Origin of the sequence: Lactiplantibacillus paraplantarum, from assembly GCF_003641145.1 — a bacterium.
Taxonomy (GTDB): domain Bacteria; phylum Bacillota; class Bacilli; order Lactobacillales; family Lactobacillaceae; genus Lactiplantibacillus; species Lactiplantibacillus paraplantarum.
The window spans coordinates 2,808,121-2,833,921 of record NZ_CP032744.1 but is presented as its reverse complement, the minus strand read 5'-3'; the positions used below and the strand labels follow the sequence as shown (position 1 = coordinate 2,833,921).

Annotated in this window: 27 protein-coding genes; 22 read left to right on the top strand and 5 right to left on the bottom strand. The window is 43.4% G+C overall.

Going from position 1 to position 25,801, the window contains the following annotated elements:
* Positions 1 to 63: 63 nt before the first annotated feature.
* Together LP667_RS13930 and LP667_RS13925 are read left to right on the top strand one after the other, a co-directional pair.
* Positions 64 to 960, top strand: a complete 897-nt coding sequence (locus tag LP667_RS13930; protein ID WP_021731099.1) for a LysR family transcriptional regulator — start codon at positions 64 to 66, stop codon at positions 958 to 960.
* A 196-nt stretch (positions 961 to 1,156) separates the two neighbouring features.
* Positions 1,157 to 1,477 carry a hypothetical protein gene (locus LP667_RS13925; RefSeq protein WP_021731100.1) on the top strand — a complete coding sequence of 107 codons (321 nt, stop codon included), beginning with the start codon at positions 1,157 to 1,159 and terminating at the stop codon, positions 1,475 to 1,477.
* Positions 1,478 to 2,502: 1,025 nt separating this feature from the next.
* Here LP667_RS13925 and LP667_RS13910 read toward each other — a convergent pair.
* Entirely contained in the window at positions 2,503 to 3,336 is an 834-nt protein-coding gene (locus LP667_RS13910) for an alpha/beta hydrolase (protein WP_021731102.1), read from the bottom strand.
* 750 nt (positions 3,337 to 4,086) lie between these two features.
* On the opposite strand from LP667_RS13910, the gene LP667_RS13905 reads away from it, so the two are divergent.
* The 13 genes from LP667_RS13905 (at position 4,087) to LP667_RS13845 (ending at position 17,431) form a co-directional block, all read left to right on the top strand.
* Entirely contained in the window at positions 4,087 to 5,370 is a 1,284-nt protein-coding gene (locus tag LP667_RS13905) for a NupC/NupG family nucleoside CNT transporter (protein ID WP_021731103.1), read from the top strand.
* A gap of 344 nt (positions 5,371 to 5,714) precedes the next feature.
* Positions 5,715 to 6,449 carry a 16S rRNA (guanine(527)-N(7))-methyltransferase RsmG gene (gene rsmG / locus LP667_RS13900; protein ID WP_021731104.1) on the top strand — a complete coding sequence of 245 codons (735 nt, stop codon included), beginning with the start codon at positions 5,715 to 5,717 and terminating at the stop codon, positions 6,447 to 6,449.
* 17 nt (positions 6,450 to 6,466) lie between these two features.
* Complete coding sequence (gene noc, locus LP667_RS13895) at positions 6,467 to 7,318, top strand: nucleoid occlusion protein (protein ID WP_021731105.1); 852 nt, start codon at positions 6,467 to 6,469, stop codon at positions 7,316 to 7,318.
* A 2-nt stretch (positions 7,319 to 7,320) separates the two neighbouring features.
* Positions 7,321 to 8,088, top strand: coding sequence for a ParA family protein (locus LP667_RS13890; protein ID WP_021731106.1), 768 nt, complete (start codon positions 7,321 to 7,323; stop codon positions 8,086 to 8,088).
* Entirely contained in the window at positions 8,078 to 8,968 is an 891-nt protein-coding gene (locus LP667_RS13885) for a ParB/RepB/Spo0J family partition protein (RefSeq protein WP_021731107.1), read from the top strand. Before LP667_RS13890 ends, LP667_RS13885 begins: the two co-directional genes overlap by 11 nt.
* 24 nt (positions 8,969 to 8,992) lie before the next feature.
* Positions 8,993 to 9,184: a DUF951 domain-containing protein gene (locus LP667_RS13880; RefSeq protein WP_003639829.1), complete on the top strand. Its 192-nt coding sequence runs from the start codon at positions 8,993 to 8,995 to the stop codon at positions 9,182 to 9,184.
* Between the two features lie 29 nt (positions 9,185 to 9,213).
* Positions 9,214 to 10,314 carry a redox-regulated ATPase YchF gene (gene ychF / locus LP667_RS13875; RefSeq protein ID WP_021731108.1) on the top strand — a complete coding sequence of 367 codons (1,101 nt, stop codon included), beginning with the start codon at positions 9,214 to 9,216 and terminating at the stop codon, positions 10,312 to 10,314.
* A 21-nt stretch (positions 10,315 to 10,335) separates the two neighbouring features.
* A complete protein-coding gene (locus LP667_RS13870) occupies positions 10,336 to 11,061 on the top strand; it encodes a DUF1129 domain-containing protein (RefSeq protein ID WP_021731109.1) in 726 nt (241 codons plus the stop codon).
* 365 nt (positions 11,062 to 11,426) lie between these two features.
* A complete protein-coding gene (gene guaB, locus LP667_RS13865) occupies positions 11,427 to 12,578 on the top strand; it encodes an IMP dehydrogenase (RefSeq protein WP_021731110.1) in 1,152 nt (383 codons plus the stop codon).
* Positions 12,579 to 12,856: 278 nt separating this feature from the next.
* On the top strand, positions 12,857 to 13,783 hold the full coding sequence (locus LP667_RS13860) for a peptidylprolyl isomerase (RefSeq protein WP_021731111.1): 927 nt from the start codon (positions 12,857 to 12,859) through the stop codon (positions 13,781 to 13,783).
* Positions 13,784 to 14,160: 377 nt separating this feature from the next.
* Positions 14,161 to 14,850 (top strand): response regulator transcription factor CroR, encoded by a 690-nt coding sequence (gene croR, locus LP667_RS13855; RefSeq protein WP_021731112.1) that lies wholly within the window; start codon positions 14,161 to 14,163, stop codon positions 14,848 to 14,850.
* 16 nt (positions 14,851 to 14,866) lie between these two features.
* Positions 14,867 to 16,027 carry a sensor histidine kinase gene (locus tag LP667_RS13850; RefSeq protein ID WP_021731113.1) on the top strand — a complete coding sequence of 387 codons (1,161 nt, stop codon included), beginning with the start codon at positions 14,867 to 14,869 and terminating at the stop codon, positions 16,025 to 16,027.
* Between the two features lie 69 nt (positions 16,028 to 16,096).
* Positions 16,097 to 17,431, top strand: a complete 1,335-nt coding sequence (locus LP667_RS13845) for a D-alanyl-D-alanine carboxypeptidase family protein (RefSeq protein ID WP_021731114.1) — start codon at positions 16,097 to 16,099, stop codon at positions 17,429 to 17,431.
* Between the two features lie 149 nt (positions 17,432 to 17,580).
* Here the strand turns inward: LP667_RS13845 and LP667_RS13840 are convergent, their stop codons facing one another.
* Positions 17,581 to 18,255, bottom strand: a complete 675-nt coding sequence (locus LP667_RS13840) for a GDSL-type esterase/lipase family protein (RefSeq protein ID WP_021731115.1) — start codon at positions 18,253 to 18,255, stop codon at positions 17,581 to 17,583.
* A gap of 131 nt (positions 18,256 to 18,386) precedes the next feature.
* Between LP667_RS13840 and LP667_RS13835 the strand changes: the two genes are divergently transcribed.
* The 5 genes from LP667_RS13835 to LP667_RS13815 all read left to right on the top strand — a co-directional run bounded on the left by LP667_RS13835 (position 18,387) and on the right by LP667_RS13815 (position 21,624).
* A complete protein-coding gene (locus LP667_RS13835; RefSeq protein ID WP_021731116.1) occupies positions 18,387 to 18,800 on the top strand; it encodes a MarR family winged helix-turn-helix transcriptional regulator in 414 nt (137 codons plus the stop codon).
* Positions 18,801 to 19,059: 259 nt separating this feature from the next.
* Positions 19,060 to 19,557 carry a GNAT family N-acetyltransferase gene (locus LP667_RS13830; RefSeq protein ID WP_021731117.1) on the top strand — a complete coding sequence of 166 codons (498 nt, stop codon included), beginning with the start codon at positions 19,060 to 19,062 and terminating at the stop codon, positions 19,555 to 19,557.
* 136 nt (positions 19,558 to 19,693) lie between these two features.
* Entirely contained in the window at positions 19,694 to 20,479 is a 786-nt protein-coding gene (locus LP667_RS13825; RefSeq protein WP_033609395.1) for an AzlC family ABC transporter permease, read from the top strand.
* A 20-nt stretch (positions 20,480 to 20,499) separates the two neighbouring features.
* Positions 20,500 to 20,850, top strand: a complete 351-nt coding sequence (locus LP667_RS13820; RefSeq protein WP_003639819.1) for an AzlD domain-containing protein — start codon at positions 20,500 to 20,502, stop codon at positions 20,848 to 20,850.
* A 57-nt stretch (positions 20,851 to 20,907) separates the two neighbouring features.
* Positions 20,908 to 21,624 (top strand): sulfite exporter TauE/SafE family protein, encoded by a 717-nt coding sequence (locus tag LP667_RS13815; protein ID WP_033609385.1) that lies wholly within the window; start codon positions 20,908 to 20,910, stop codon positions 21,622 to 21,624.
* A 127-nt stretch (positions 21,625 to 21,751) separates the two neighbouring features.
* Here LP667_RS13815 and LP667_RS13810 read toward each other — a convergent pair whose 3' ends face one another.
* From LP667_RS13810 to LP667_RS13800, 3 genes are read right to left on the bottom strand one after another with little or no spacing between them, the layout of a single operon-like run.
* Positions 21,752 to 22,186: a hypothetical protein gene (locus LP667_RS13810; RefSeq protein ID WP_021731120.1), complete on the bottom strand. Its 435-nt coding sequence runs from the start codon at positions 22,184 to 22,186 to the stop codon at positions 21,752 to 21,754.
* 51 nt (positions 22,187 to 22,237) lie between these two features.
* The gene (locus LP667_RS13805; RefSeq protein ID WP_021731121.1) at positions 22,238 to 22,792 is read right to left on the bottom strand and encodes a DUF4352 domain-containing protein; all 555 of its coding nucleotides are present in this window, start codon (positions 22,790 to 22,792) and stop codon (positions 22,238 to 22,240) included.
* An 8-nt stretch (positions 22,793 to 22,800) separates the two neighbouring features.
* A complete protein-coding gene (locus tag LP667_RS13800; RefSeq protein WP_021731122.1) occupies positions 22,801 to 23,163 on the bottom strand; it encodes a DUF4064 domain-containing protein in 363 nt (120 codons plus the stop codon).
* A gap of 24 nt (positions 23,164 to 23,187) precedes the next feature.
* Here LP667_RS13800 and LP667_RS13795 point away from each other — a divergent pair, with 24 nt between their 5' ends.
* Together LP667_RS13795 and LP667_RS13785 are read left to right on the top strand one after the other, a co-directional pair.
* Positions 23,188 to 24,294, top strand: a complete 1,107-nt coding sequence (locus LP667_RS13795) for a protein kinase domain-containing protein (protein WP_033609387.1) — start codon at positions 23,188 to 23,190, stop codon at positions 24,292 to 24,294.
* Positions 24,295 to 24,819: 525 nt separating this feature from the next.
* On the top strand, positions 24,820 to 25,734 hold the full coding sequence (locus tag LP667_RS13785; RefSeq protein WP_021731124.1) for a hypothetical protein: 915 nt from the start codon (positions 24,820 to 24,822) through the stop codon (positions 25,732 to 25,734).
* The last annotated feature ends 67 nt before the right edge of the window (positions 25,735 to 25,801 follow it).

The following is a 25,801-nucleotide window of genomic DNA, read 5'->3' as shown; positions in this document are numbered from 1 at the left end:
TTAGTAAAACTCAACTTTTTCAATAATAAGTGAAATATGTTCATCTAAGAGAGGTAAATAACTATGGCAAACTTCGCATATGAAGTATTTTCAACGGTCGTCGCTCAACATACATTCTACCAAGCGGCTGCTACGCTTAACGTTACGCCTAGTGCAGTCAGTCATTCAATTAATCAGTTAGAGAAAGAACTAGGCTTTCCATTATTTATTCGTAACCGTTCAGGCGTTGAATTAACTAGTGATGGTCGGCAAGTTTTACCCTATGTTCAAGAAATCTTGAACACCGAGAGTAACTTGCGACAGGTGGCTGATAACATCCAAGGATTGCACTCTGGATCGGTACGAATCGGTGGTTTTAGTAGTGTTTGTATTAACTGGCTACCGCGAATCATTCGCGAATTTAATCATCAATATCCTGATATTAAGATTTCAGTCATGCAAGGTAACTTTAATGAAATAACTAACTGGGCCAAGATTGGCACAATTGATATTGGGTTTACATCAATGCCGGTCAATGAGAACTTACTGGTGCATTCCTTGATTAACGATCCAATCTATTGCGTGACCCCCGCTGATTTTATTCCTGAAAATGGCGAGTATATCACGACTGATGATGTTGCCGATAAGAACTTTATTCTGCAACAAAGTGACTATGATCGGGACACTAAGTTGGCATTGGATCATTATCATGTTACCAATAACTTTTTACGATTCTCAATCGATGATCAATCCATCATTTCAATGGTAGAATCTGGGTTAGGAATGGGAATTCTACCTCAGTTGGCACTACGTAAGCTAACGGGGGATGTTAATACGTTTGCTTTTGCGGAACCTTATAATCGTGAGATTGCTTTGGTTGCCAACAAGACGCAGGCGACTGCGCCGTCAACGGCCATGATGATCCGTGCTATTAAGCAATTTCTGACGAAGGAGTATCCTGATCAGATGCTGTGGCAATGAATAAGGTGAGTGGTAATTAAGATTGGTAAGACGATAGATAACAGTAGTTTTAAATTGCCAATTCATTGCGCGCCTAATTTCGGCGTACAGATGAGGATGGACATATGTGCATGAATCACAAACCTAAGGCCCAGTATCGTTCAATGATGCAACATGACGTTAGTATCAAAGTCGTCGATTGAAAGGATGAGGTGGCATGACGCTCAACTACAAGTATGGTCTGCTCAATAACTTATGGTGGTTGCCCTTAGTCTTTAGCTCATTATTCAAATTCACTGGCAAGCTTATATTTGGCTTGATTGTCGCCCTGGTTCTGGTCTATGTATTGATGTGGCAAATTCAAAAATGCTATCCGAAATATAATGCCAAAGCTTACACTAACTCCATCTGGGGGTGGGGTGGGCTGACCGTGTTAGCGGTGATTGATATGATGATATTTTCAAAGAATAATACCTTGTTTTTCGCTTTACTGATGTTAGGTTGTGTAGTTAGAGATTCATTAGCAGTTAGAAAATAAATACCAAAACAAACACCTTTCCTGATAACTGTGCTGGTTATCAGGGAAGGCGTTTGTTTATTATGCGTTTCACTAGTTCAGTTGTCATGACTCATGATTAAAACGTGCCGGTTGGTTAAGGTCAAAAGCGGCCAGCTTAAGCCCGCTGGAAATAGTTCTAGTTGGCGTAGAACTGTTTGGTTGGTGCTTCCTAGGCCGACCTCCAGGCATTTCTGCCAATTGCCGGAACGTGGTGGGCACAGATTCGAGCCGAAGTGCACGTCTCAAATGCTGGCCTTCCACTAACCAAGCCAAAAACGCTTGCCAAGTGGAATTTCACCACTTGGCATTGGCAGAAACGCCTTCCAGTCGGGACAGTATTCGAATGGCAGACATAGGCGTACTCAATTTTTGATAAACTGATTGTTGCTTTTCACAAACAGAAATTTTGTCGTTTGACTGTCAGATTGCCACTGATATTATGACAGATTAAAGGTTTCTCAATAACCATACTAACTATCTGAGAAGTCTAAAAATAGTCAATGATAACTAAACGTTTAATTGAAGTTCCAGTATCAAGACATTCAACAACTAATTGCACTAAGTTAAGCGGTCGTTCATTAGACATTCGAGCGGCTTACCGAAACGTGTTCGGTGCCATTAATTCGTTGGCGTAGCAATGCTCGGCTTCAATCCGTGGCCCCTCGCACTTTTGAGACTGGAGGGGCTGGGTGACAATGCTCAGTAGCCAAATTATTCTTAGCTGGAAGTGGTCTGCTTCCGGCTTAGAATAAGACTCGTATTTGAGATGACGCGGGTTGGGCGTTAGCTCAAATCGACGTCGGCTACGTTCCAGCAATTGGCACCCAGCCCCGGAGGTCGGCATAGGATGCGCAACTGCTGACGAACAGTAATCTACCTAATCGGCACGTTTTAATCATGAGTCATACTAAAAAATAACAGTATCACAACACTCAATACGTGTTGTGATACTGTTATTGAATAATCGGCGTGGACTAGCAATAATGGGTGGGACGTTATAGTGATTAATCGGTAAAGGACTGAATCGCATTACCAATTTGGCGGTTGTCCAGTAAGTCAGATTGGGTCCGCCATGAACGCAAGATCTTCTGTCGGTAGCTCTTTACGACTGGTTTGAATACGGATTGGCCAGCTAATGCGCTTTGAAGTGGCAAGGATTGCTTAGCTTTGACCACTTTTTCCGCGATAATTAGGACTTTTAGCTTGGGACTGATGGACTGGCGGTGCGCAATCAACTTAGCTAGTGTGGTCGTTTGTGATTTAGACGCAACGGGCGTTGTTTTATGACGATGATTGTTTTGTTGACTAGTACCGTTAAAAGGTGTAGCTATCAGTATAAGATGTTGTGGTGTTAGGTGTGTCGTTGTATGCTCAACATAGTTAGTGGCTGACAGGCCACCGGTGCCGTAACCAATAAGGTTGAATCGCTGAAATTCAAAATGTTGTTGCGCGAGTGTCAGCACTCGTTTGATTAACTGAGCCTGTTGCTCAGCATTCACAGCGGTCGGTAATTGGACTTGTAAGTAGGGGCGGTTGTCACTGTTAAGAAGTTGGCCCTTAAACGTGACGGCGCCAGTCGTGGTGATCGTAGCGGTTACCATACTTTGTGATGCGCTAGTATGCTGAATGTTAGTGATCAACTGTTGTTTTTGATTATGCGTTAAGTGGCTGTCTAGTAAGAGCACCATCGGAATGCGCTCAGTCGAAGTCACAGTCACTGTGGTAAGTGGTTTAGCTTTACGAACTTGATGTTGCCAAAGCATTACGCCACCGATCATTGCCAGTAGAATTGCTAGCCAGGCAGCACCCGTCAATACTTGTTTTGTCGTTGCTTTCATAATTCCAGTTACTCCATATCTTCAAATAAACTGTGCTTTTAATGTAAACTGCACTTTTAATGTAAGCTAGTCGCGGCCAACTTGCAACTGCTGACAGTCTTTAGACAGCAAAAGTCCCAGCCAAGTATATTTGGCTGGGACTCCTTAAAGGTATCAGTCACGTGCTCCAGATAGGGCAGAGACTGATGCTTTAAGATTAGATATGGTACTCAAAAAGCATCACCCCCTTTCATTAATTGTCCGTAGTTTAGTCCCATTTAATGGTCAGGTCAACTAATTAGTTCGCAAACGGACTAAACGCGGTATAATAGAATTCCTTGGCAGGGGCACTCAGCAGTTGCTGGGTTCTTAATAACTGAAGTTTTAGTTGAATTGGGTGCATCGACAGATTAGTCGGGCCCCTTTTTTTATATTGTGAAGGTTATAAATAACGTTGAAAGGTAACTTAGTCCGGAAAGTTAATGAATTAATTCTAGTTATAATAAGTTGATCGTTAATTTAAACGGGCATTAATTTTTAAAACTTTAATTGGTAAAACGGCTGAAACTTGGCATGCAATTGGCTGATGATATTAAACTTATGGCAGCTACCAGCACCATCTGAACGGAGCCAATTATGAAATTGGTACGGCCTAATTAAGAACTTAAGCTTTTCTTTAAAAAGTGCTACCGCAAGCGCGTATTAAATGGTAAATTAATAGAAGTAGTTTTGTCATATTTCTTACATTCATAGGGAAGAGGGATTATTCACATGGTCTTTAACTTGGTAGTTAATATTATTGGGATTGTGGTTTTTATTGCCATTGCCTACTTATTCTCCAAGCAAAAGCACGCCATTAACTGGCGTTCAGTTGGTGTCATGTTAGTATTAGAAGTCTTATTGGCATGGTTCTTAACGGGTTCACAAGTTGGTGTCGACGCGGTCAAAGCGGCGGCCGATGGGTTTACTTGGCTCGTCAATGTGTCATACGATGGGATCGCCTTTGCGTTAGCTAGTTGGGTTAACGTTAAGTCAATGGACTTCGTCACTAGTTCATTATTACCAATCTTGTTGATTGTGCCATTATTCGATATTTTAACTTATATTGGCGTATTACCATGGATTATCAAATGGGTTGGCCGTGGGTTAGCTTACATTACGGGTCAACCAAAGTTCGAATCATTCTTCGTTGTTGAAATGATGTTCTTAGGCAACACGGAAGCCCTCGCTGTTTCACAATTACAATTGAAGCAGATGAAGGCACAACGAAACTTGACGATTGCAATGATGTCAATGAGTTGTGTGACGGCGTCGATTTTAGGGGCTTATATTAAGATGATGCCTGGGCAATTCATCTTGACGGCGGTACCAATGAACGTCTTAAACGCTGCCATTATTGCTGCTATCTTGAATCCGGTCGAAGTTAAACCAGAAGAAGATACCATTGCGAAAATCTCTGGTAGTGCTGCGGTTGAAGAAACCACGGCAACTACTGAAACGAGTGGCTCTGAAGAATTAGCTAATGAACAAGTTAAGGAAGTCAAACCAGCTCGCGAACCATTCTTCTCTTTCTTAGGTGATTCAATCTTAGGCGCGGGTCGCTTGATTTTGATTATTGCTGCTAACGTTATTGCTTTCGTGGCGTTGGCCAAATTAATTGATAAGTTATTAGGCTTGATCAATAGTAATTTATCACTTGAAAACATCTTTGGGGTAGTCATGTTCCCATTCGCATGGTTACTTGGCTTTAACCCAAGCGATGCTTTTCAGATGGCGTCATACATGGGGACGAAATTAGTAACGAACGAATTCGTTGTCATGGGTGAAGTTTCCAGCAAAGTTAACGATTTTGCACCGCATTTCCGAGCAGTCTTAACGGTCTTCTTAACGTCCTTCGCGAACTTCTCAACGATTGGGATGATTATTGGGGCCTTCAAGGGAATCGTTGATCGTGAAAAGAACGATTTGATTTCACGGAACGTTGGGTACATGCTATTATCTGGTATCTTAGTTTCCTTACTATCAGCTGGTGTGGTTGGCTTATTTGTTTGGTAGACGACGATATAATATTATCTTGAATTAAATGTAAGAGTGTCAGCTATTCGGCTGGCCTCTTTTTTTATGATCCAATACAATGAAGTTAAAACGTATGCTGAAGGAATCTTTTAGTAGTACTAAGTTCAAAATTGACGCGTAGTTGTAATCAGAAAAATTGATAACTAACATGCGGACAACAATAGCCGGAAAGGTAGACTTTTCAAGGATTATTACGATTTTATCATTGGGGCTGAGCATTGATTTTAAGTGCTATTTACGTTAAAGTTATGAGGTGACGTGAAACATTGAGTTGTTTCACAAAAAGAGGACGAATGTGACCCTTTTAAGGAGAGCTATTACTAATGAATCCAGAAGAATTTAAACAAGCGTTGGCCCAACATGGGATTGCGCTGACAGCCAAGCAGTTGGCACAGTTTGCAACGTACTTTCAGTTGTTGGTCACGACTAATCAGCAGTTTAATCTGACGACGATTACGGCCGAACCAGAAGTTTATCTCAAACATTTTTATGATTCACTAACGCCCGCGTTTTATGTTCCCGCGTTACGTGATCAGCCGTTCACGATTTGTGATGTTGGTGCCGGTGCCGGCTTCCCGTCGATTCCGTTGAAAATTGCGTTTCCACAATTACAGGTGACCATTGTTGATTCATTGAACAAGCGGATCAACTTTTTGAATGAGCTAGTGCAACAATTGGGATTAGATGGTGTCCAAACATTCCATGATCGGGCTGAAACTTTTGCTGGCAAAAAATCGGTGCATCGTGAAAGTTACGATGTGGTGACGGCTCGCGCGGTGGCACGGTTATCAGTCTTAAGTGAGCTATGTCTACCATTAGCTAAGATTGGCGGTCAGATGATTGCCTTGAAGGCTGCTAATGCGCGCACTGAAACCGCCGAAGGAACTTATGCTGTTCAGCAATTAGGTGGCAAAATCGTTCAGGATGAGGCCTTTACACTGCCAGTTACCGATGATCTACGTCATATCATTGTTATTGATAAGAAGAAGCCGTCACCGAAGCGTTATCCACGTAAGCCGGGAACTCCGGCCAAACAGCCGTTAACGGCACCAATGTAAGGTGGGAGGTAATTTCAATGGCATTTTCATTATTTGGTTCTAATCGTGATAAGCATAAAGCCGAGCCGGTTGCAGCACCAACGGATCAACAAATTGTCCGTATTCCGGTCACTGCTATTATTCCCAATCGGTTTCAACCCCGACAAGTCTTTGACGAGGCTGGCATTGCTGAACTAGCGGCCACCATCGCAGATCATGGCCTGTTGCAGCCAATCGTCTTACGGGAATATGAACCACAGAAATACGAGATTATTGCTGGTGAACGGCGTTTTCGGGCCATCTCCTCACTGCACTGGGCGGACGTGCCCGCGATTATTCAAAAGATGGACGATGGTGAGACGGCTTCGATGGCGTTGATTGAGAATTTGCAGCGACAAGATTTAACGGCGATTGAAGAGGCTCGGGCCTATCAAGAATTGATGGAGCTCAACCAGTTAACGCAATCGGCATTAGCTAAGGAATTGGGGAAAAGTCAGTCGTTAGTAGCGAATAAGTTGCGATTACTGAAGTTAGCTCAGCCAGTTCAAACGGCGTTGCTTCAACGTCAGATTAGTGAACGGCATGGTCGGGCGTTACTCAATTTGGCTGTTGACCAGCAGGAAGCAATCTTAAAACAGGTGCTTGCTGATCAATTAACGGTCAAAGAAACAGAACAGCTAGTGGCGAAGACCCAAACGCCGCCGAAGCCCAAACGCAAACGTGCACGGGGGTTGACCGGTGATACGCGAATTGCTGTGAATACGATCAAAAAATCAATTAAGATGGTGACCGATGCCGGCTTACCCGTAAAGACCCACGAAGAAAATACGGATGATGGCTATCGGATTACGATTGAGATTCCAAAAAAACAACCAAGGGGTGATCAATAATTATGGGAACCGTAATTGCACTTGCTAACCAAAAAGGTGGCGTTGGCAAGACGACCACGAGTATTAATCTCGGGGCTAGTCTGGTCGAATTAGGCCAAAAAGTTTTATTAATTGATACGGATGCGCAAGGGAATGCGACCAGTGGTTTAGGGGTTCAAAAGTCGACCATCGAACGTGAAATTTATGACGTTTTAATCAATGACGTTCCCATTAAAGAAACCATTATCCCAACGAGTCATAAGGGCTTAGATATTGTTCCGGCTACAATTCAACTTTCTGGAGCGGAAATCGAACTGACACCGATGATGGCACGTGAGACCCGCTTACGTGATGCCATCGATGATGTGAAGGATGATTATGATTATATTTTGATCGATTGTCCACCGTCGTTAGGCTTGCTGACCATTAATGCGTTTACGGCTTGTGATTCGATTTTAATTCCAGTCCAAAGTGAGTACTACGCGTTGGAAGGGTTGAGTCAGTTATTAAATACAATCAAGCTTGTCCAAAAACATTTTAATAAACAGTTGCGAATTGAAGGCGTGCTACTGACCATGTATGATGCCCGTACGAATCTTGGCGCACAAGTTAACGAAGAAGTGCGTAAATATTTCAAGGAGGCTGTCTACAAGACAATTATTCCCCGCAATGTGCGGTTGTCTGAAGCGCCTAGTCACGGTCTATCAATTGTAGATTACGATGCTCGTTCAAAGGGTGCACAAGTATACTTAGCTCTAGCAAAGGAAGTGTTGGCCGCTCATGGCAAGTAAAGATAAAGATAATAAGGCGCTGGGACGCGGTATTGGTGCCCTGTTTGCCGATGTTAACGAACCAGCTAGTGAAGAGACTGTGGTTGATCTCGATCTTCAAGATATCCATGCTAATCCATACCAACCACGGCGGACATTTGACCAAACTGCACTTAAGGAACTTGCCAGTTCGATTGAAAAGTCGGGGGTCTTCCAACCAATCATTGTGCGGCAGCCCGATGCCGAGTTGAATAAATATGAAATTATTGCTGGTGAGCGCCGTTTTCGGGCGTCTAAGTTGGCCCATCAAATAACGATTCCAGCAATTGTTCGGGATGTCACTGAAGAACAGATGATGGAAGTGGCCGTTCTCGAAAACTTGCAGCGAGAAGATTTGACACCGCTAGAAGAAGCTGAAGCTTATAATTCGCTGATGAAGAAGCTGAAGCTAACACAAGCGGAAGTCTCGAAGCGGCTAGGTAAGAGTCGGCCATACATTGCGAACTATTTACGGTTGTTAGGCTTACCAGATGGCGTAAAGCAATATATTCAAAAAGGTCAACTTTCAATGGGGCAGGCTCGGACATTATTGTCTTTGAAGGATAAGTCCAAATTGGCTCCCTTGGCAAAGCGGGTCGTTAAGGATAACTTGACGGTTCGTCAGTTGGAACAAATTGTGGCGCGTTACAATGGTGAAGCGAAGCAACCTACTAAAAAAGTTGTGGCTAAGAAGTCGCCCTATATTCGTGCAAGTGAGGAACAATTACAAGAAAAATTTGGAACAGCGGTTTCAATCCAAGCTAAGACGAATAAGGCTGATCAAGGGAAAATTGAGATTCCGTACTTATCAAATGAAGATTTGACGCGGATTTTAGAAATTCTCAGCATTGATTTAAATTAATTAATTTATAAAGGGGCGTTGCGCATGTATGATTTAGGTGATATTGTCGAGATGAAAAAGGCACATCCGTGTGGTGTTAATCGTTGGGAAATTACCCGAATGGGCGCTGACATTAAGATTAAATGTACGGGATGTGGTCACGTGGTCATGATGCCGCGTCGCGAATTCAACAAAAAGCTCAAAAAAGTATTAGAAAGCAAAGCCGATCAAGCTTAATTATTAAAAAGGAAGAGTGAATAACCGATATGGCACTTACAGCAGGTATCGTTGGGTTACCAAACGTTGGTAAATCCACATTATTTAACGCGATTACGAAGGCCGGCGCCGAAATGGCCAATTATCCATTTGCGACGATTGATCCAAACGTGGGGATGGTTGAAGTTCCCGATAAACGACTAGACCGGATTCAAGAACTTATTCCCGCAAAGAAGGTCGTGCCAACGACTTTTGAATTCACAGATATTGCTGGGATCGTCAAGGGTGCTAGTAAGGGTGAAGGACTTGGTAACAAGTTCCTTGAAAATATCCGCCAAGTTGATGCTATCGTGCACGTGGTCCGAGCTTTTGATGATGATAATATCACCCACGTAACGGGGAAAGTCGATCCGCAAGACGATATCGAGACGATTAATTTAGAGTTGAGTTTGGCTGACTTAGAAGCTGTTGACAAGCGTTTGGCCAAAGTACAACGAGCTGCCAAGGGTAGTGATAAGGAAGCTAAAGCTGAATTAGCTGTCTTAGAAAAGATCAAGCCTGCCCTTGAAGCTGGTAAACCAGTGCGCTCGCTAGAATTCAATGATGATGATCAACAAATCGTCAAGGGCTTATTCTTGTTGACGTCAAAACCGGTGCTGTATGTCGCTAATATTGCCGAAGATGACATGGCTGAACCAGAAAACTCGAAGTATTTTCAAGTTGTTGCGGACTATGCGAAGCAAGAAGGCGCGCAAGCCATTGGTGTTGCGGCCGAAACTGAAGAAGAAATTGCCGAATTAGATGATGATGATAAGGCGGACTTCTTAGCAGCTGAAGGCGTTGAAGAACCTGGTTTGAATAAGCTGATTCGGGCTTCTTATAAGCTCTTAGGCCTTGAAACCTTCTTCACGGCTGGTGGTAAGGAAACCCGGGCGTGGACGTTTAGACGCGGCACTAAGGCGCCTCAAGCTGCCGGAATTATTCACTCTGATTTTGAACGTGGCTTTATTCGGGTTGAAGTAATGTCTTATGATGCATTGGACGAAGCTGGTTCAGAAGCTAAAGTTAAAGAAAATGGTAAGCTCCGTTTGGAAGGTAAAGACTATGTCATGCAAGATGGTGACATTGTTGAATTCCGCTTCAACGTTTAGGGCGAAAGGAGAATTTGTATAGTGAGTGAAAGTGAGACTTCAAAGACACCCAGAAACGCAGCGGCTGGTGCAAAACAGGCCAAAGTTGCAGAACGGCCCATTCAAGAGGCGACCGAATTAACGAAGCGCAATGCCGAATACATGCGGCAAATGCGCAAGTCACTTGATGGAACGTCATTAACTGCTGAAAAGAAAACGGCAGTGCTTAACGAAATGACGACTACGTTATTAGCAGAACAAGGTCGTGGGACTACCGCCCGTCAATTATATGGGACGGTTCAAGAACGGACCGAAGAAATTGTTAATCCGAAGAAGACTCCTGTCGAACGCCAAAAAGCGAACTATTGGGTTACGGCCTTGGATAATGGTCTGATGTTATTCATGATTTTCTGCTTAATGTACGGGATCATGGGCTTTATCGGGACGAATGCTACTAAGAATTCGGCTGGTGCCAATGGGATCACAGCTATTTTGATTACGTCGGCTATCGGTGGTTTAGGGGTTGCTAAGCTGTTCGAGTACTTGATGCCTGCTAAAGACGGCAAGAAAGTTTCATTGTGGAAAAAGATTTTGTGGTCTGTATTGGCCATCATTGTCTGGATGTTAGTCTTTACCACGATGTCAATGATTCAAGGACCATTAAACCCTGTCTTACCAGGAATTGCGTACTTGATTATTGCGGTCGTTGTCTTCTTCGCCCGGATGTGGCTGAAGCGGCGCTTTAATATTACGACGAGCATGTTTTAGGTTCGGATTGAAAGACAAGTTGATGTTAAGTCAGCTTGTCTTTTTGTTCTCTACTAGTTGTGAATGGCTGATCCCCGCCAGTTGACCTGTCAACTGGCGGGGATCAGCCGTGCTCGCGGCTATAGCTTAATTCGCAAGTGCAAGGGGCGCGACGTGCTCAGGCCGACCTGAGGCTTCCGGTTAGCCCAGACATGTTGAGGACCACCTAGCTAGCAACACGCCTACGCTAATCCTCACCCACAACCCGGTTGGACTTCACACTCTGAAAATAAGAACTTCCTGAAAATCGGCGTAACCCCTTGCATTTATCGCGATGTTTTGTTACCTTTACAGATAAAAATAAAAACATAAGGAGCTAACGTTCAATGTCTAATTGGGATACAAAGTTTGGAAAAAAGGGTTATACGTTCGATGATGTGCTATTAATTCCGGCCGAAAGTCATGTTTTACCGAATGAAGTCGATTTAGGTGTTAAACTTGCCGATAATTTGCAGCTGAATATTCCAATTATTAGTGCGGGAATGGATACTGTTTCAGAATCCGCAATGGGAATCGCGATGGCCAACCAAGGTGGTTTAGCGGTTATCCATAAGAACTTAAGCATTGAAGCGCAGGCTGAAGAAGTTAAGAAGATCAAAGCGGTCGTTAAGGATGATGATCATCCCCACGCTGCCGTTGATGCCAATAACCATTTGTTGGCCGTTGCGGCTGTTGGGGTCACTAGTGATACCTTTGACCGGGCTGAAGCCCTGTTTGCCGCTGGTGCGGACGCTATTGTGATTGATACGGCTCATGGTCATTCCGCTGGTGTTCTTCGGAAGATCAAAGAGATTCGGGCTCACTTCCCTGATCAGACCCTGATTGCTGGTAACGTTGCGACGGCAGAAGGCACGCGTGCTTTATTTGAAGCTGGTGTCGATGTTGTTAAAGTTGGGATTGGCCCTGGTTCAATCTGTACGACCCGGATCGTTGCTGGTGTCGGTGTACCTCAATTGACAGCTGTTTATGATTCTGCCAGCGTTGCTCAAGAATACGGTAAGTCGATTATCGCGGATGGTGGGATCAAGTATTCTGGTGATATCGTTAAGGCGTTAGCTGCCGGTGGTAATGCCGTGATGCTCGGTAGTATGTTAGCTGGAACGGCCGAAGCACCTGGTGAAGTTGTCTTTGACGATGGCCGTCAATACAAGTTCTATCGGGGCATGGGTTCCGTTGGCGCCATGTCACAAGCCCATGGTTCTTCTGATCGGTACTTCCAAGGTGGCGTGAATGAAGCGAACAAGTTAGTTCCCGAAGGTGTTGAAGGACGTGTTCCATTCAAGGGTAGCGTTGATGATATTATCTTCCAAATGTTAGGTGGTTTACGTTCTGGCATGGGTTATGTAGGTGCTAAGGATATTACAGCTTTGATTGAAAATGCTCAGTTTGTTGAGATTTCTGGTGCCGGTTTACGCGAATCACACCCGCATGAAATCCAAATTACAAAAAATGCGCCTAACTATTCGGTTAACGGTTAAACTGACCGTACCAATAGCGTGACTAGCCATTGGTATCTGGTCTAATCATAATTGTCAAGTAAGCGTTGAACCTGTCCTTGGGTTCGACGTTTTTTTGTGGCATCGTGTTGATGGGGACGAGATGGGTGAACTTAACGTTTAGGTAGATTGACCGTTATTTGCTGGGCTGATTACAACGCCTATACTGGTTTTGAATACGATTATGTTACTTATTAAATCTATTAGAAATTTAATGATATCGTAGTACTAACTGTTTAAGGGAAGGGGCTATTTATATCATGAAGTATCGGTTAGTAGGTATCGGCGCCAGTTTAGCGCTGGCGGTCATTTTGTCGGGGTGCCAAGCCAAGGCTAATACATTAGTGAAGTCAGACGCTGGTAGTGTGACGCAAACGGAAGTGTTCAAGCAGATTGAGGATCAAGCACCGACGCAGCAGGCAGTTCAGGAACTGACGCTGAACAAAGTGCTCAATCAACGTTATCATGTCTCACAAGCTGCGGTGACGGCTAAACTAAAAGCGTTCAAACGGCAGGCCGGGGCAAATTATCACGCCATCTTAGCGCGCAATCAACTAACCGAAGCGCACTTAAAGACGCAAATCAAAGCTAATTTATTGCTGGAAAAAGCGATTACTGCTAAATATCCGGTGACTAAAGCACAGCTCAAAAAGGCTCGCACAGCTTACATGCCGATGACGACGGTTCAACATATTGCAACAACTAATGAGAAGCAGGCTCAAAAAATTATTGCTGACCTGAATGCCGGTGCCAGCTTTGATTCGCAAGTGAAAAAATATGCGCACAATCGGCAGTTACACACCACTGCTGGAAGGTTAGCGCCGTTTGACAGCTATACTCAAGCTTTGGCGCCAGCAGTCGTGCAGGCAACTGCTAAATTGCAAGTAGGTCACCACGTCACGAAACCGGTAAAGGCAGTTGCAACTACTGATACGGAAGGCCAGCCAACCTATGAGATCATTAAAGTTATAAGTCGGCAATCTAAAGCTGCTACCGTAACTAACGATGATGGCAAGCGCGTTACCGTGGCAAATTATTTGCGAGCGCAACTGCAACAACAACGAATGACGGATAAGCAGGTGCAAGTTGCTACAATTCGTTCACTTTTTAAAACGGCGCACGTTAAGGTGGTTGATACACATTTTGTACCAGCTTTCAGCAATTATTTGACCGCCAAGAATGCGTAACGACTAGACCGACACGATTGATTTCGAGGCTATCTGGTAGTTGGAGTAGTAAGAACCCATAAAGTATGACAAATTGACTGAATGACGAATATCATAATTGGTTATCGACGCGTATCTTAGCTCACATTGAGTTAAGATACGCGTTTTCGTTAGGTACTAAGACCTAGTTGCGCTATGATGGACTTATTAAACGTGTCACAAGTCATACGTACGGTTCAAAATAATTAATAGGCGGCTATTATACGTCATTACTGGTTTATCGTAATGACGATGGTGGTGGGGAATAGTTGCGTTTTCCCTAAAATCAGTGGTTAACTGCCAAGTCAACTCGTTTTTTTGGTAAAATGAGAACAGAATTATTTAAGGAGAAAAACACTATGAAAATTTTAGTAGTCGATGACGACAAAGAAATTGCACAACTATTAGAAATTTATATAAAAAACGAAGGTTACGAACCAATTAGCGCTTATAATGGACGCGAAGCCCTAACTAAATTAAATACTAACCCGGACATCGCATTAATGATCTTGGACATCATGATGCCTGAAATGGATGGGATTGAAGTAATTAAGGAAGTTCGGAAAGATTCACAACTGCCAATCTTAGTCTTGTCTGCAAAAACGGGCGATATGGACAAGATTCAAGGATTAATTACCGGCGCTGATGATTACGTCACCAAGCCATTTAATCCGTTAGAAATTATGGCACGGGTCAAGTCATTATTACGGCGTTCTGAAAATAATGTGACCACCACGGAACCAGATGTGTTGGACATTGGACCACTAACAATCAATAAGGATTCACATGAAGTGAAGACGTTGACTGGTAAGGATATTCAATTAACCGCGTTAGAGTTCGGTATTTTGTACCTGCTCGCGAGTCATCCTAACCGGGTCTTTTCAGCTGATGATATTTTTGAACGAGTTTGGCAACAAGAAAGTATCGTCTCGGCCAAGACCGTGATGGTGCACGTGAGTCATTTACGGGATAAAATCGAAGAAGCCACGGATGGTGAAAAGGTTATTCAGACTGTTTGGGGCGTTGGTTATAAGATTGAATCGCGTTAAAAGTGAGGGCTAGCTTTTGAAATTAACGGGACGCGAAAAAAGTGAATTGTTTTTTGAAGGGGTAGTGACGGTGATTTTGCTACTCCTTTTAAACTTGTCGATCGTTGTACTGATCAACAGTACGATTGCCCATAATCCAGGCTTGCAGAGCGGTATTTTTCAAATCAAACGCTCAATTACGATTGGTCCTAATAATTATCAGCTGTGGAGCTATGAAAATATCTTTATCGGACTGATGCTTATTGCGGATGGCTTTGTATTATATTGGCGGTTGATTCGGCGCTATAAACAAATGCAGTTGCGGCATATTATTAGTGAGTTGCATTATATTGCCGCGGGGCATTTTGACCATCGAATTGACTTTAATCTGACTGGCGATACGCAACGGGTCGTTGAAAGTGTTAACGCCTTAGTGGATTCGGCCATCCACTCAATGGACGAGGAACGGGAAATCGAACGTTCTAAGGATGCGTTGATCACGAATGTGAGTCATGATATCCGCACGCCATTGACCTCGATTATCGGGTATTTAGGTTTAATTGAGAATCAGCAGTACCAGTCAGAAGAAGACTTGGTCAAGTATGCACACATTGCCTATTTGAAGGCGACCCAAATGAAGTCACTCGTTGAAGACCTGTTTGAGTATACAAAGTCACGTCAGACTGAGACACCATTAGCCATTAATCGATTGAACTTGACGGCGATGCTCGAACAATTAGCAGCTAGTTTTGAATTAGAAGCTAATAAAAAGCATTTGAAGATTGAAGTGGAGAGTGGCTCGCAGCCGATTTATATTGAAGCGGATGCAGAAAAGCTGGGGCGAGTCTTCAGTAATCTAATCACTAATGCGTTTAAGTATGGTACTGGAGCGAAAAACGTGGTGTTACAAGCCGAGCAACGTGGTGAAGAAGTTGTGATTCATGTGACCAATGATGGTCAGCGGATTCCGGCTGAATCATTGAGTCGTTTATTTGAACGGTTTTACCGGGTCGAAGAATCACGTTCTAAGGCGACTGGTGGGTCAGGACTGGGCTTGGCTATCGCACAAAGTATCGTTGAGCATCACGGTGGCTACATTTATGCCCAAAGTGATGATGAGCAGACGAGCTTTGTCATTCATTTGCCAGTAAAACATGATCAGCCATTAACAAAAAAACAATCGAATATGATAAATTAACTTGTTTCCACAGACATAATTATTTAAACTAAAATTAGCATTAGCAATTAAGAAAGGGATAATTGAGACATGAGATTTGCGGGAAAGTTAAAGAAAGTTATGATTGCCCTCGTTGCGGCAGTTACGTTTAGTACAGCTGGTTTGGGAATTGCGGGGGCTGACCTTCAAGCCCAAGCAGCCAGTACACCATCGATTTCCGCGAAGGCTGCGATTGCAGTAGACGCGTCGACTGGTCAGATTCTTTATGACAAAAACAGTAGTCAACCAATGGCAATTGCATCGATGACTAAGATGTTGAGTACTTATCTAATTCTCAAGGCCATTCACGAAGGTAAATTATCATGGAATCAGAAGATCAGTGTCAGTAAAGCAGTCGCTAAGATGAGTCAGAATACGGAATATGCGAACGTTCCGTTACTATCAACGAAGACATATTCGGTACGTCAGCTATATAATGCGACTGAAATTTATTCCGCTAACGCAGCTGTAACGGCTCTGGGTGATGCGGTTGCTGGAACGCCACATAAGTTTGTTGAATTGATGCGGAAGACAGCCAAATCATGGGGCATCACGGACGCCACCATTATTAATGCCAGTGGGTTAACCAACAAAGAAGTGGGCAGTACGATTGGTTATAGTAACGTTGCTGCCAGTGCTGAAAATGAAATGTCAGCTCAAGACGTGGCCACTGTTGCCCAAAAGTTATTATCTGATTATCCAGAAGTGTTAAAGACTTCTAGCATTGCCCATGCTTGGTTTGAAAAAGGAACGAGCTCGGCAACTAAAATGGATAACCGGAACTACATGTTGAAAGGGCTGGTTAAGCATTATTCAGCACTGCCAGTAGATGGATTAAAGACGGGGACTTCCACTAAGGCTGGGAATGCCTTTACGGGGACCGTCAAGTTCAGTAATGGTAACCGTATTATTACCGTTGTGATGCATGCCGGTGCTGCTAATGATAGTGGGACGGAACGCTTCACGCAGACTGCCGAAATTATGTCATATGTCTATCATAATTACACCACGATGACCATTAACAAGAATGGCAAAATCAATGGCGTGAAGGCCGTTGACGTTCAAGATGGGAAGTCGTTGACGTCACAACTGGTTTCAAATAGTGGTGCGACTAAGATTTACTTGCCAACGGGGACGGATGCTAGTGCTGTTACTGGTAAGGTCAGCTTGAAGAAGTCAGCAACAACGGCTGGCAAGTTACAAGCGCCCGTTAAGAATGGCAAAACAGTCGGTACCGTTAACTTGAACCTAAGCAAGAAAGCGATTAAGGTAGTTGACGGCACGACGAGTAAGAACCTGACAATTAATGTAACGCCTAAGAAGTCGATCGACAAAGCGAACATTTTTGTTCGGATGTGGCGTGGGGTTAAGAGCTGGTTTAACTAAACGACCATATTTGAATACAGCACGAAGCGCTAAGTTGATCACATCATATTAATTAGAATAAGCTTGTTTAAAAACGCCGTACTAGGATACTTGTAATTCTAGCGCGGCGTTTTTTTTGATGCTAAGTCATACAGCTGAACTAAGCATACCTATTTCAAATAAGGTGACATATTATTAAAGATAATGTCATAGCCAGCGGGTAGTGGATGAAGGCCATCAAAAGTGAGCTCTTTCTTTAAGTTACCATCAGTATCAGCTAGTCCGGCATTCAGGTCAATGAAGTCAAAGTTATGCTTTGCAGCCAGGGCTTTAACTTTAATATTTGCAGCCCTTGTCATTGCGTTGGTCCGATGTTGCGCGATATTCGGATGGGGATCATCGGCGGTGTTAAAGTCGGCAACTGTATTGATAGGATAATAAGCCATAATATAGACCTGTGTATCCGGTAGTTTACTAGCAACTTGAGTCATGATTTGATCGTAATTTTGCATCATTGTTTTTTCTGACAGATTGAAGCCCATATCATTGGCACCGATTTGTAGGAACAGGATACTGGGCTGGAGATCGAAAATCAAGGTATTCATATGGTTAAGTTCGTCAGCAGTTGTTGTTGCGCGGATGCCACGGTTATAGATTTTGTGCTTGAGGTGCAGTTTTGTTTGGAGTTTTTCGATTGGAAAAATTTCGACGGTCGATGAACCAGTAATGACAATTTGCCCTTTGAGCGCAGTTTGATTAGCAGCGCTATATTTTTCACGAATATTGTTTTGAAATTGGATGATGCGGGGATCGAGATTAGTTAATTGGATTGATTCATTGGTCATAATAAAACCTCATTTCTTATTAATGTTAGCTTGATTAACTGTTTGTAATACTAACTCTTTAAAGTTAGTCTGTCAAACAATTTTAATAACTAATTAAATTTGGTATACTTAAGACCATGGAGTGTGAGAATATGACAGATATAGAAGCAACAATTGCATTATTTCACCAAGTCGTACGCGGGGAAGAAGTGTTGGTACGTGAAAAAATGGCCAACCATGTGCCGACTCAACAACTGATGGTTTTAACATACATTGCTACCCATCCGGGTATTATTCAACGTAACATTGTTGAACTTATTGGACGCAAAGCGGCGACGGTATCGGTGATGCTTAAAAATATGGAGCAGCAGGGGTTGATTATTCGTCAAATACCGAGTGATAATTCGCGAAATAAAAATATTTTTGTAACTGACGATGGGCAAAAGCTTGCTGAGACGTTCAAAGCAACGCGACAGCGAGTGCATCAAGAAATGTTAGCTAACTTATCGGCTGATGAACGACAGCAATTACAACAATTAGTTGCAAAAGTAAAAATACCAAGTTAGTCAGTCGATTGTGGCAGCAATATTGATGTGTGGGGAAGTTAGCGAACCAGGCTGTGTTGATAGGAAAGGTAAAAAGTGCCTTGTCGGTTTTTATTGGTGCTTGAAAAAGTATAAGTTTATTGTCGATTCGACTTGTGCCGTGACTGTTGATCTTACCGGAGTTATATAAAAACAGATGAAAAGTGCGCCCGTTTTCAAATGATTAACTGTATAATAAGACTGATAACAGTAGTTAAATCGAATGGAGTGGAAGTCACCTATGAGTGTATCATTACGAACTGCAACCATGTCAGACTTACCAATTATTGTGGATATTTATAATCAAACGATTCCGAGTCATCAAGTGACGGCCGATCTTAAACCGGTCACAGTGGATCAGCGGCGCAACTGGTTTTTGAGTCATAATCCGGAACATTATCCAATGTGGGTCGTTATTAAGGATGACTTAGTAGTTGGTTGGGTTAGCTTATCACCGTTCTATGGTCGGGCCGCCTATGCAAAGACTACCGAGATTTCAGTGTACTTGGATCGCAGTGTGCAGGGCCAAGGAATCGGAAGTCAGGTTTTGACATTAGTGCCCAAGCAACTACCAGTACTGGGATTAACCACAATTGTTGCTTACATCTTTTCAAGCAACTTACCGAGCATCAAGCTGTTCAAAAAATTTGGCTATGAACAGTGGGGCTTTCTGCCTGAGATTGCTGAATTAGGCGGTCGTCCTAATGATTTAGTGATTTTAGGACAACATTTCAATTAAAAAATAGCCGTGATACCGCTTACATACGGCTAAAAAGTTAACAAAGTGTAGGATTGCCGTAAAAAACATGTTAAAATTGAGGTCGAGTGTCTAAGTAGTTTGACGCTTGCTGTTGTTGCTAGAATTCTTTACTGGTATGGTACTGGAGGCATTCTTGGTGAAAAAGAACGAGCCAAATTGGTTAGTGGTCTTACGAACAGTAATGCCACTTGGGCTTAGCTATATTCCCATTGGGTTAGCTTGTGGGGTGCTATTGCATGCGGCCGGGTTCAACCATTTACTGACGGCGTTAATTTCGGTAATGGTCTTTTCCGGCGGCGCCCAATTTTTAATTGCATCGATGCTGACGATTAACGCACCGATGACAACCATTATTTTGATGATGTTTTTCTTGGAGTTACGATACGCTTTACTAGGTTCCAGCTTATCGCGGTACTTGAAGGGGCAATCGTTACCGTTTATTTTTACGTTTGCATTTTCGATGAATGATGAAAATTATGCGGTTAATTACTTGAAGTTTGCAACGGATAAACACTGGAAACCGTCGCAAGCCTTATTGGTCGAGCACTATTCGTTATTATTTTGGACGGTAAGTAATATTATCGGTAGCTTGATTGGTAGTGCACTGACGATTAATCTCCAAGTAGTGGATTTTGCTTTAACGGCGCTATTCATTTATATGGCAATTATGCAAACTAAGAGTCGCTTGATTATCTTGGTTGCCGCGTTGTCAGGTGTTCTAACGATTGGTTTTCTGGTCTTGATGAAGAGTACATTGGGACTGGTTGTCTCAACGTTACTTGCATCGTTGACCGGTTACTTTATTGAACGTTACTTGTTAGCACATAAGCCAGAAAGTCATTTACTTTATAAGGTTCACGATCCTACTGGCCAAGCTGCCATGGAAGAATCTGACAAGTAAGGCACAGAGGGGTTTTTCTTATGCAATCAGTCAGCTCAATGAGTAGTATGGACCATTTTTGGTTGGTCATTTTTTGTGCGTGTGTGGCCTTTATACCAAGGTTCTTTCCACTACTATTCTTTACGAAGCGCAAAATTCCGGAATGGTTTAATGAATGGATGCGGTTTGTACCCGTCTCGCTATTCACGGCGTTAGTTGTTAAAAGTGTCTTTATCGATAGTAAGTATGCGGTGATCACGTCTGGTAATTTAGGCATGATTATTTCTGCCATCCTCGTTGGGTTTGTGGCTTATCGAACCCGTTCAATGACGTTGTCAGTTGTGATTGGCTTAGTTTCAGTGATGGTTTTCGTGTTATTAATTCATATCTAGCTTTAGTTGGAACTGGGTGATCCGGTTCTTTTTTATTATGCCAAAGGGGGGATAATGATGGCGTGGTTACTAGTTTTTTTACCAGGATTAATGGCTGGACTTGTCCAGGGTTTGACCGGGTTTGGTGCGGCAATCGTTATGATGATTTTTTTACCACAACTTTTTCCAATCGCGCAAAGTGCGGCGGTGGCTGGCGTTATTATGGCGGCTAGTGTCCTGACTCTCGTTTGGCGTAATCGGCACCATATTCATTTGCGGCAAATTATCATCCCATTTATCGTTTATGCGAGCGTGGCGGCTTATTCGGTGCATTTGGGTCAGGTACTAGACGTTCAATTGTTGCGCCGCTTGTTGGGGGCACTACTATTAGCATTGGCATTATATTTTAGCTTTAGCAAACGTGCGGCGACCCAAAGCTATCCGTGGTGGTTAGCTGGTCTGTTTATGATTGTCTCCGGCTTTTTTAACGGTTTGTTTGGTATCGGGGGGCCATTAATGGCGTTATATTTTCTATCACTTGCTGATACAACTGCGGATTACTTGGGTAATTTGCAGACCTTCTTTTTAATTGATGTCATATATATTTCGACGGTCCGGGCACTAAACGGTATTCTGACCCCAGTCTTGATCCCCCATATTTTGATTGGTATGTTAGGTGCGGTGATTGGGACGGCAATTGCGGCGCGAATTTTACCACGGTTGCCGATGGTGGTCGTTCGGCGATTAATTTATTTATTCATTGGGCTAAGTGGCGGCTATTACCTACTGGTCTAGTTGTGATGGACTGGTAAGGCTACATATACTTCATGCTGATGCTGCATTTCGTACAGTTGTTCAATACTAAACGGGCTTCACAAGAACTTTTATCTTGTGAAGCCCGTTTAGTATTGAAATTAATTTGCTAATCTTCGTCGGTAATCGTCCCTAAACCATACTCATATAACAGTTCGTCTGTTCGATTGAGAGTGAAGCGCTGACTGAGTGCGAAGATAATGAGCGCATCCCATTCATCCTTGGCATAAAGGACGGCGTAACCGGTTCGCTTGAGCATCGTGTTGAGCTCGGTTAGGGTTAGTTGAAAACCGAATCCGAGGGCGATGATGCGGGCCCGGTTTGGGCGGCGCTTGCCATCAAAGTACTGATAGCCGATTGAGGGGGTAAGGTTGGCGCGCCGAATTACTTGGCTTTTAGTGACGTGCTTGATCTGAATAAGTTCGGCGAGATATTCCGCCGGGTTGGTGCGAATAAAACTACTGGCCATATTCGTCATAAATTGGTCGGCCTCACTTGCATGTTTGATTTCGTTAAACAATTCCCTAGTTGCGCGTTCTACCACGGTTGTTTGCCCCCTAATACCCTTATTTGATTAGTATTAGTGTACCAGAATCTATTGCAATTTAAAGGTCAAATGACGATCGCTAAAATAACTGGGATTATAAATGAGTTCAACGGTACCATCGGCTTTAGCTTGGCCGGTCATAGTACCACTGACAGAGCCACCGGCAGTTAAATCGCCACTATCCAGTTGGTTGTTTTCATCCATGTTAAATTCATCTAAGCTAGTTTGATTACCGGCTGCCTTGATTTCAAAGTCGAATGGATTATAGCTGACTTTATCCTTGCCGATATTTTTGAGTGACACGGTGACCGTATAGTACTGATTGCCAGTTTTAGGATCATTACTATTCAGCGTGGTGGCGGTTTTAACATTTGTGACGGTGACTTGGACATTGTCGATTGTGGCTGTTTCACCAACTTTGTACGTGGTAGCCGTTGCCGATTCCTTAGCCGCTGTTGATTTTTTCGCTACTTTTTTGGTGGCAGTGGCTTGGGTGTTCGTCGTATCTCCGGGTGTATTAATGATTCCAATAATTAGCAAGGCCCCGAGAATGATTAAAACCCAGGCCCACCATTTTTGATACCAAGCTTTAGTTGTTTTCATGAATTGACCTACTTTCTTAACGCTAAGCCGCCTGCAATGATAATGAGCACGCCACTTAAAATACCGAAGAAACCGACAAAGACGAAGTTGAGAATCCCACAAAGGATAGTTAGCCATCCCATTAAAATATGATTACGATTAATAAAGATGCTTAAAATAATGGCCAGGATCGAAACAATAATACAGCCAATCCCCAGGTTACTAATACCAGCAGAACCACTAGCTTCTAAAGCGCTACCGATACCACCGATGGTCATGGCTAACAGACCTGCGATAATGCCGAAGATGCCGCCAATGATCCCCAATACTAACTCGGCTATTCGTGGACGTGACGTGGATACAGTGATTTCATTGTTCTCGTATTTTGACATTGTAATTCCTCCAAAAGTATGGTTATGATAAAAGTTAATAATTTGTTCGAAAAAGGGGGGAGCAGGGTGTTACCGATTGTTCAAGCCATGCAATTGTTAAGCGAGGCCGGCTATGAGCCATTAGGACCGTTAGTTGCGCAGCGTGAATTTCCGTTACTGGTTAAGAAGCAACAGGTCGTTTCGGTGGCCAAACTTGTAGATCCTGAAAATATCCCGGTTTTACAACGCTTGAAACAGCAGCCGATTCCCCGAATGCCCCGCATTGAGGCGTTGCTAACGGCGGCTGATTGCATTGTAAGCGTCGAGACTTTGATCAATGGGCAAACCCTGGCAGATCGATTGCGGGCACACGGACCGTTTTCCCCCGAGATGACGGTCCGTGTCGCGCAAGAATTGTTGGTAACGCTACAGGCGTTGGGCCAACAACAAATTGTGCATCGGGATCTTAAGCTAAGTAACGTAATGGACTATCGGGACCATTACTATCTGATTGACGTCAATGCAGCGCGACAATATCATGCCGAACAAGAAAGTGATACCCGGTTATTAGGTACGAGCGGATTTGCTGCGCCTGAAAACTATGGCTTCGCCCAAACGGATCAACGGAGCGATCTGTATTCGTTGGGGATTGTTCTAAACTGCTTGTTGACTGGTCAAGAGCCGAGCGGGCCGTTAGATGCAACAACACTGACACAAGATTCAACATGGGCCCCGATTATTATGAAGGCCACGGCCCTCGACCCACAGCAACGATATCAAAGTGCCACTGCCATGTTAGCTGCATTACCTGGTCATGATCACTATCGGCCGCACCATCAATCAGTGATTAAGCGAATACAAGTCCAGCAATGGTGGCCGCAAGCCAAACGAATTTTACAAATCGGGTTGTGGGGCCTCTACGGTTTGCTCGTGATTGTGGCGATTAGTACTGGTTTTGATCAGACAACGTGGCACGCACGAGTTGATTTTTGGGTCACGGGTTTTATGCTCATTGGCGCGCCACTGATTGCGCATTATGCCAATCGGTGGTTGCAGCGTCATTGGTCGGTATCACGCTGGCATCGGTATCGATGGTGGCTACGAGTAGCAGAAGCCATCTTTATATTTTGGGTGTTGGGCCGTGATGGATAAGTGTACGTAGGCTGGTTAACCAATTGCTAGTACAATAATTAGCATAGCGGTTAAGTACGCAAAAGGCTTATGCAAAATGCATAATTTGATAGTCACGATTTTGGTGGCTGTGAGATAGAAGATAAGCATTAAATTATGAAATGTGGCGAGTCCGGGACAAAACTAATTGTGTTCAGTTTCTTAAGCGAAGACTTCAAGAAGCTGGGCACGATTTTTCTGTCTTTATTATCGAAACGTTACGCCAAAAGGTTGCTTGCTCCGCCTAATCAAACTCCAGCAATTATTCCAAGTGCCGTAATAATCGCCGAATTTCTGTTAATGCTTGCAAATAGACCATCCTTTGTTCCATTCTCATTACATTTGTGGTTTGGCGTAAGGGAAGATGGTGAAAGCGACTATGAAAGTCAGTGATATATTTTCATGATTATTTGAGGGTGTCGTTGGATTTATGTTACAATGCTAACCGTTGACGATTGATAATATAATTATATTTAATTTAATGTACGAAAGGAATATTTTGCCGAAATGAATTTGAAACTAAGCGATGGTTGGCGACACTTAGTTGGGTGGAGCTTTATTCTCCTAATGGTAGCAACGGCGACGTTACGCCACGATGCGGAGATTATTTTACCTGAAATTGGGGCGCTGACCGCCGGAACGTGGGTTTATCGCAAAAATGAATGGGTCCAGCAACCATTGAAACTATTTTTAGTGCCATCAGGAACTGCAATTATTGGTTTCTTAGTCAACCAGTTGTCGTGGACATACACGTTAAAGGTGATGGTGGGCCTATTATTGATGTTGCTATTATTGAAAGGGTTAAAATCAAATTTAGCGCCGGCTTTTGCAACCGGATTATTGCCAATTATTATTAACGCGACGCACTGGTCATTCATCGTGGCCATTCTCTTTTGGACGCTTTGCTTGATGACGGGGGCTTGGATGCAACGTCCGAAACAGCTACGACAAGTGACGGTAACTGCGGTTAATTATTGGCAGATGCTTGGTTTTATCAGCTTAGTATTCGTTTGGGTGGGGCTCGTTTGGTTAGCAGGACAACCCCAGATGGCGGCGATTCCACCCGTAATTGTTGTCTTTTTTGAATCTGCTCAGCAGCCTGAATATTCGGCTACTATGGCGATTAAACAATGGTTAGCATTGTCAGCTGCTGCCAGTGTTGGTGTTGGCATCCACTTATTGTTTGCATCATGGCTGTTAACGACAGTTATTGCACTGCCATTGGTGTACCTCTGGCTGCGAATGCTTAACCTGAAATTACCGGCGGCCTATGCTTTTCCATTGCTAGCACTTGTGCTACCAGCGAATATGTTTGATAAACTGCCCCGATCGGCGGGACTAGCTGCAGCCTTCTTCTTAGGCACGCTACTTATTTACCGGCAGATTTTGAGCTGGGTACGGACGACGGCCACTGAAAGTTGAATTTAAGTCACTGAATAACAAAAAACCAACTACTTCGTACTTTGAAGTAGTTGGTTTTCGTTATTGT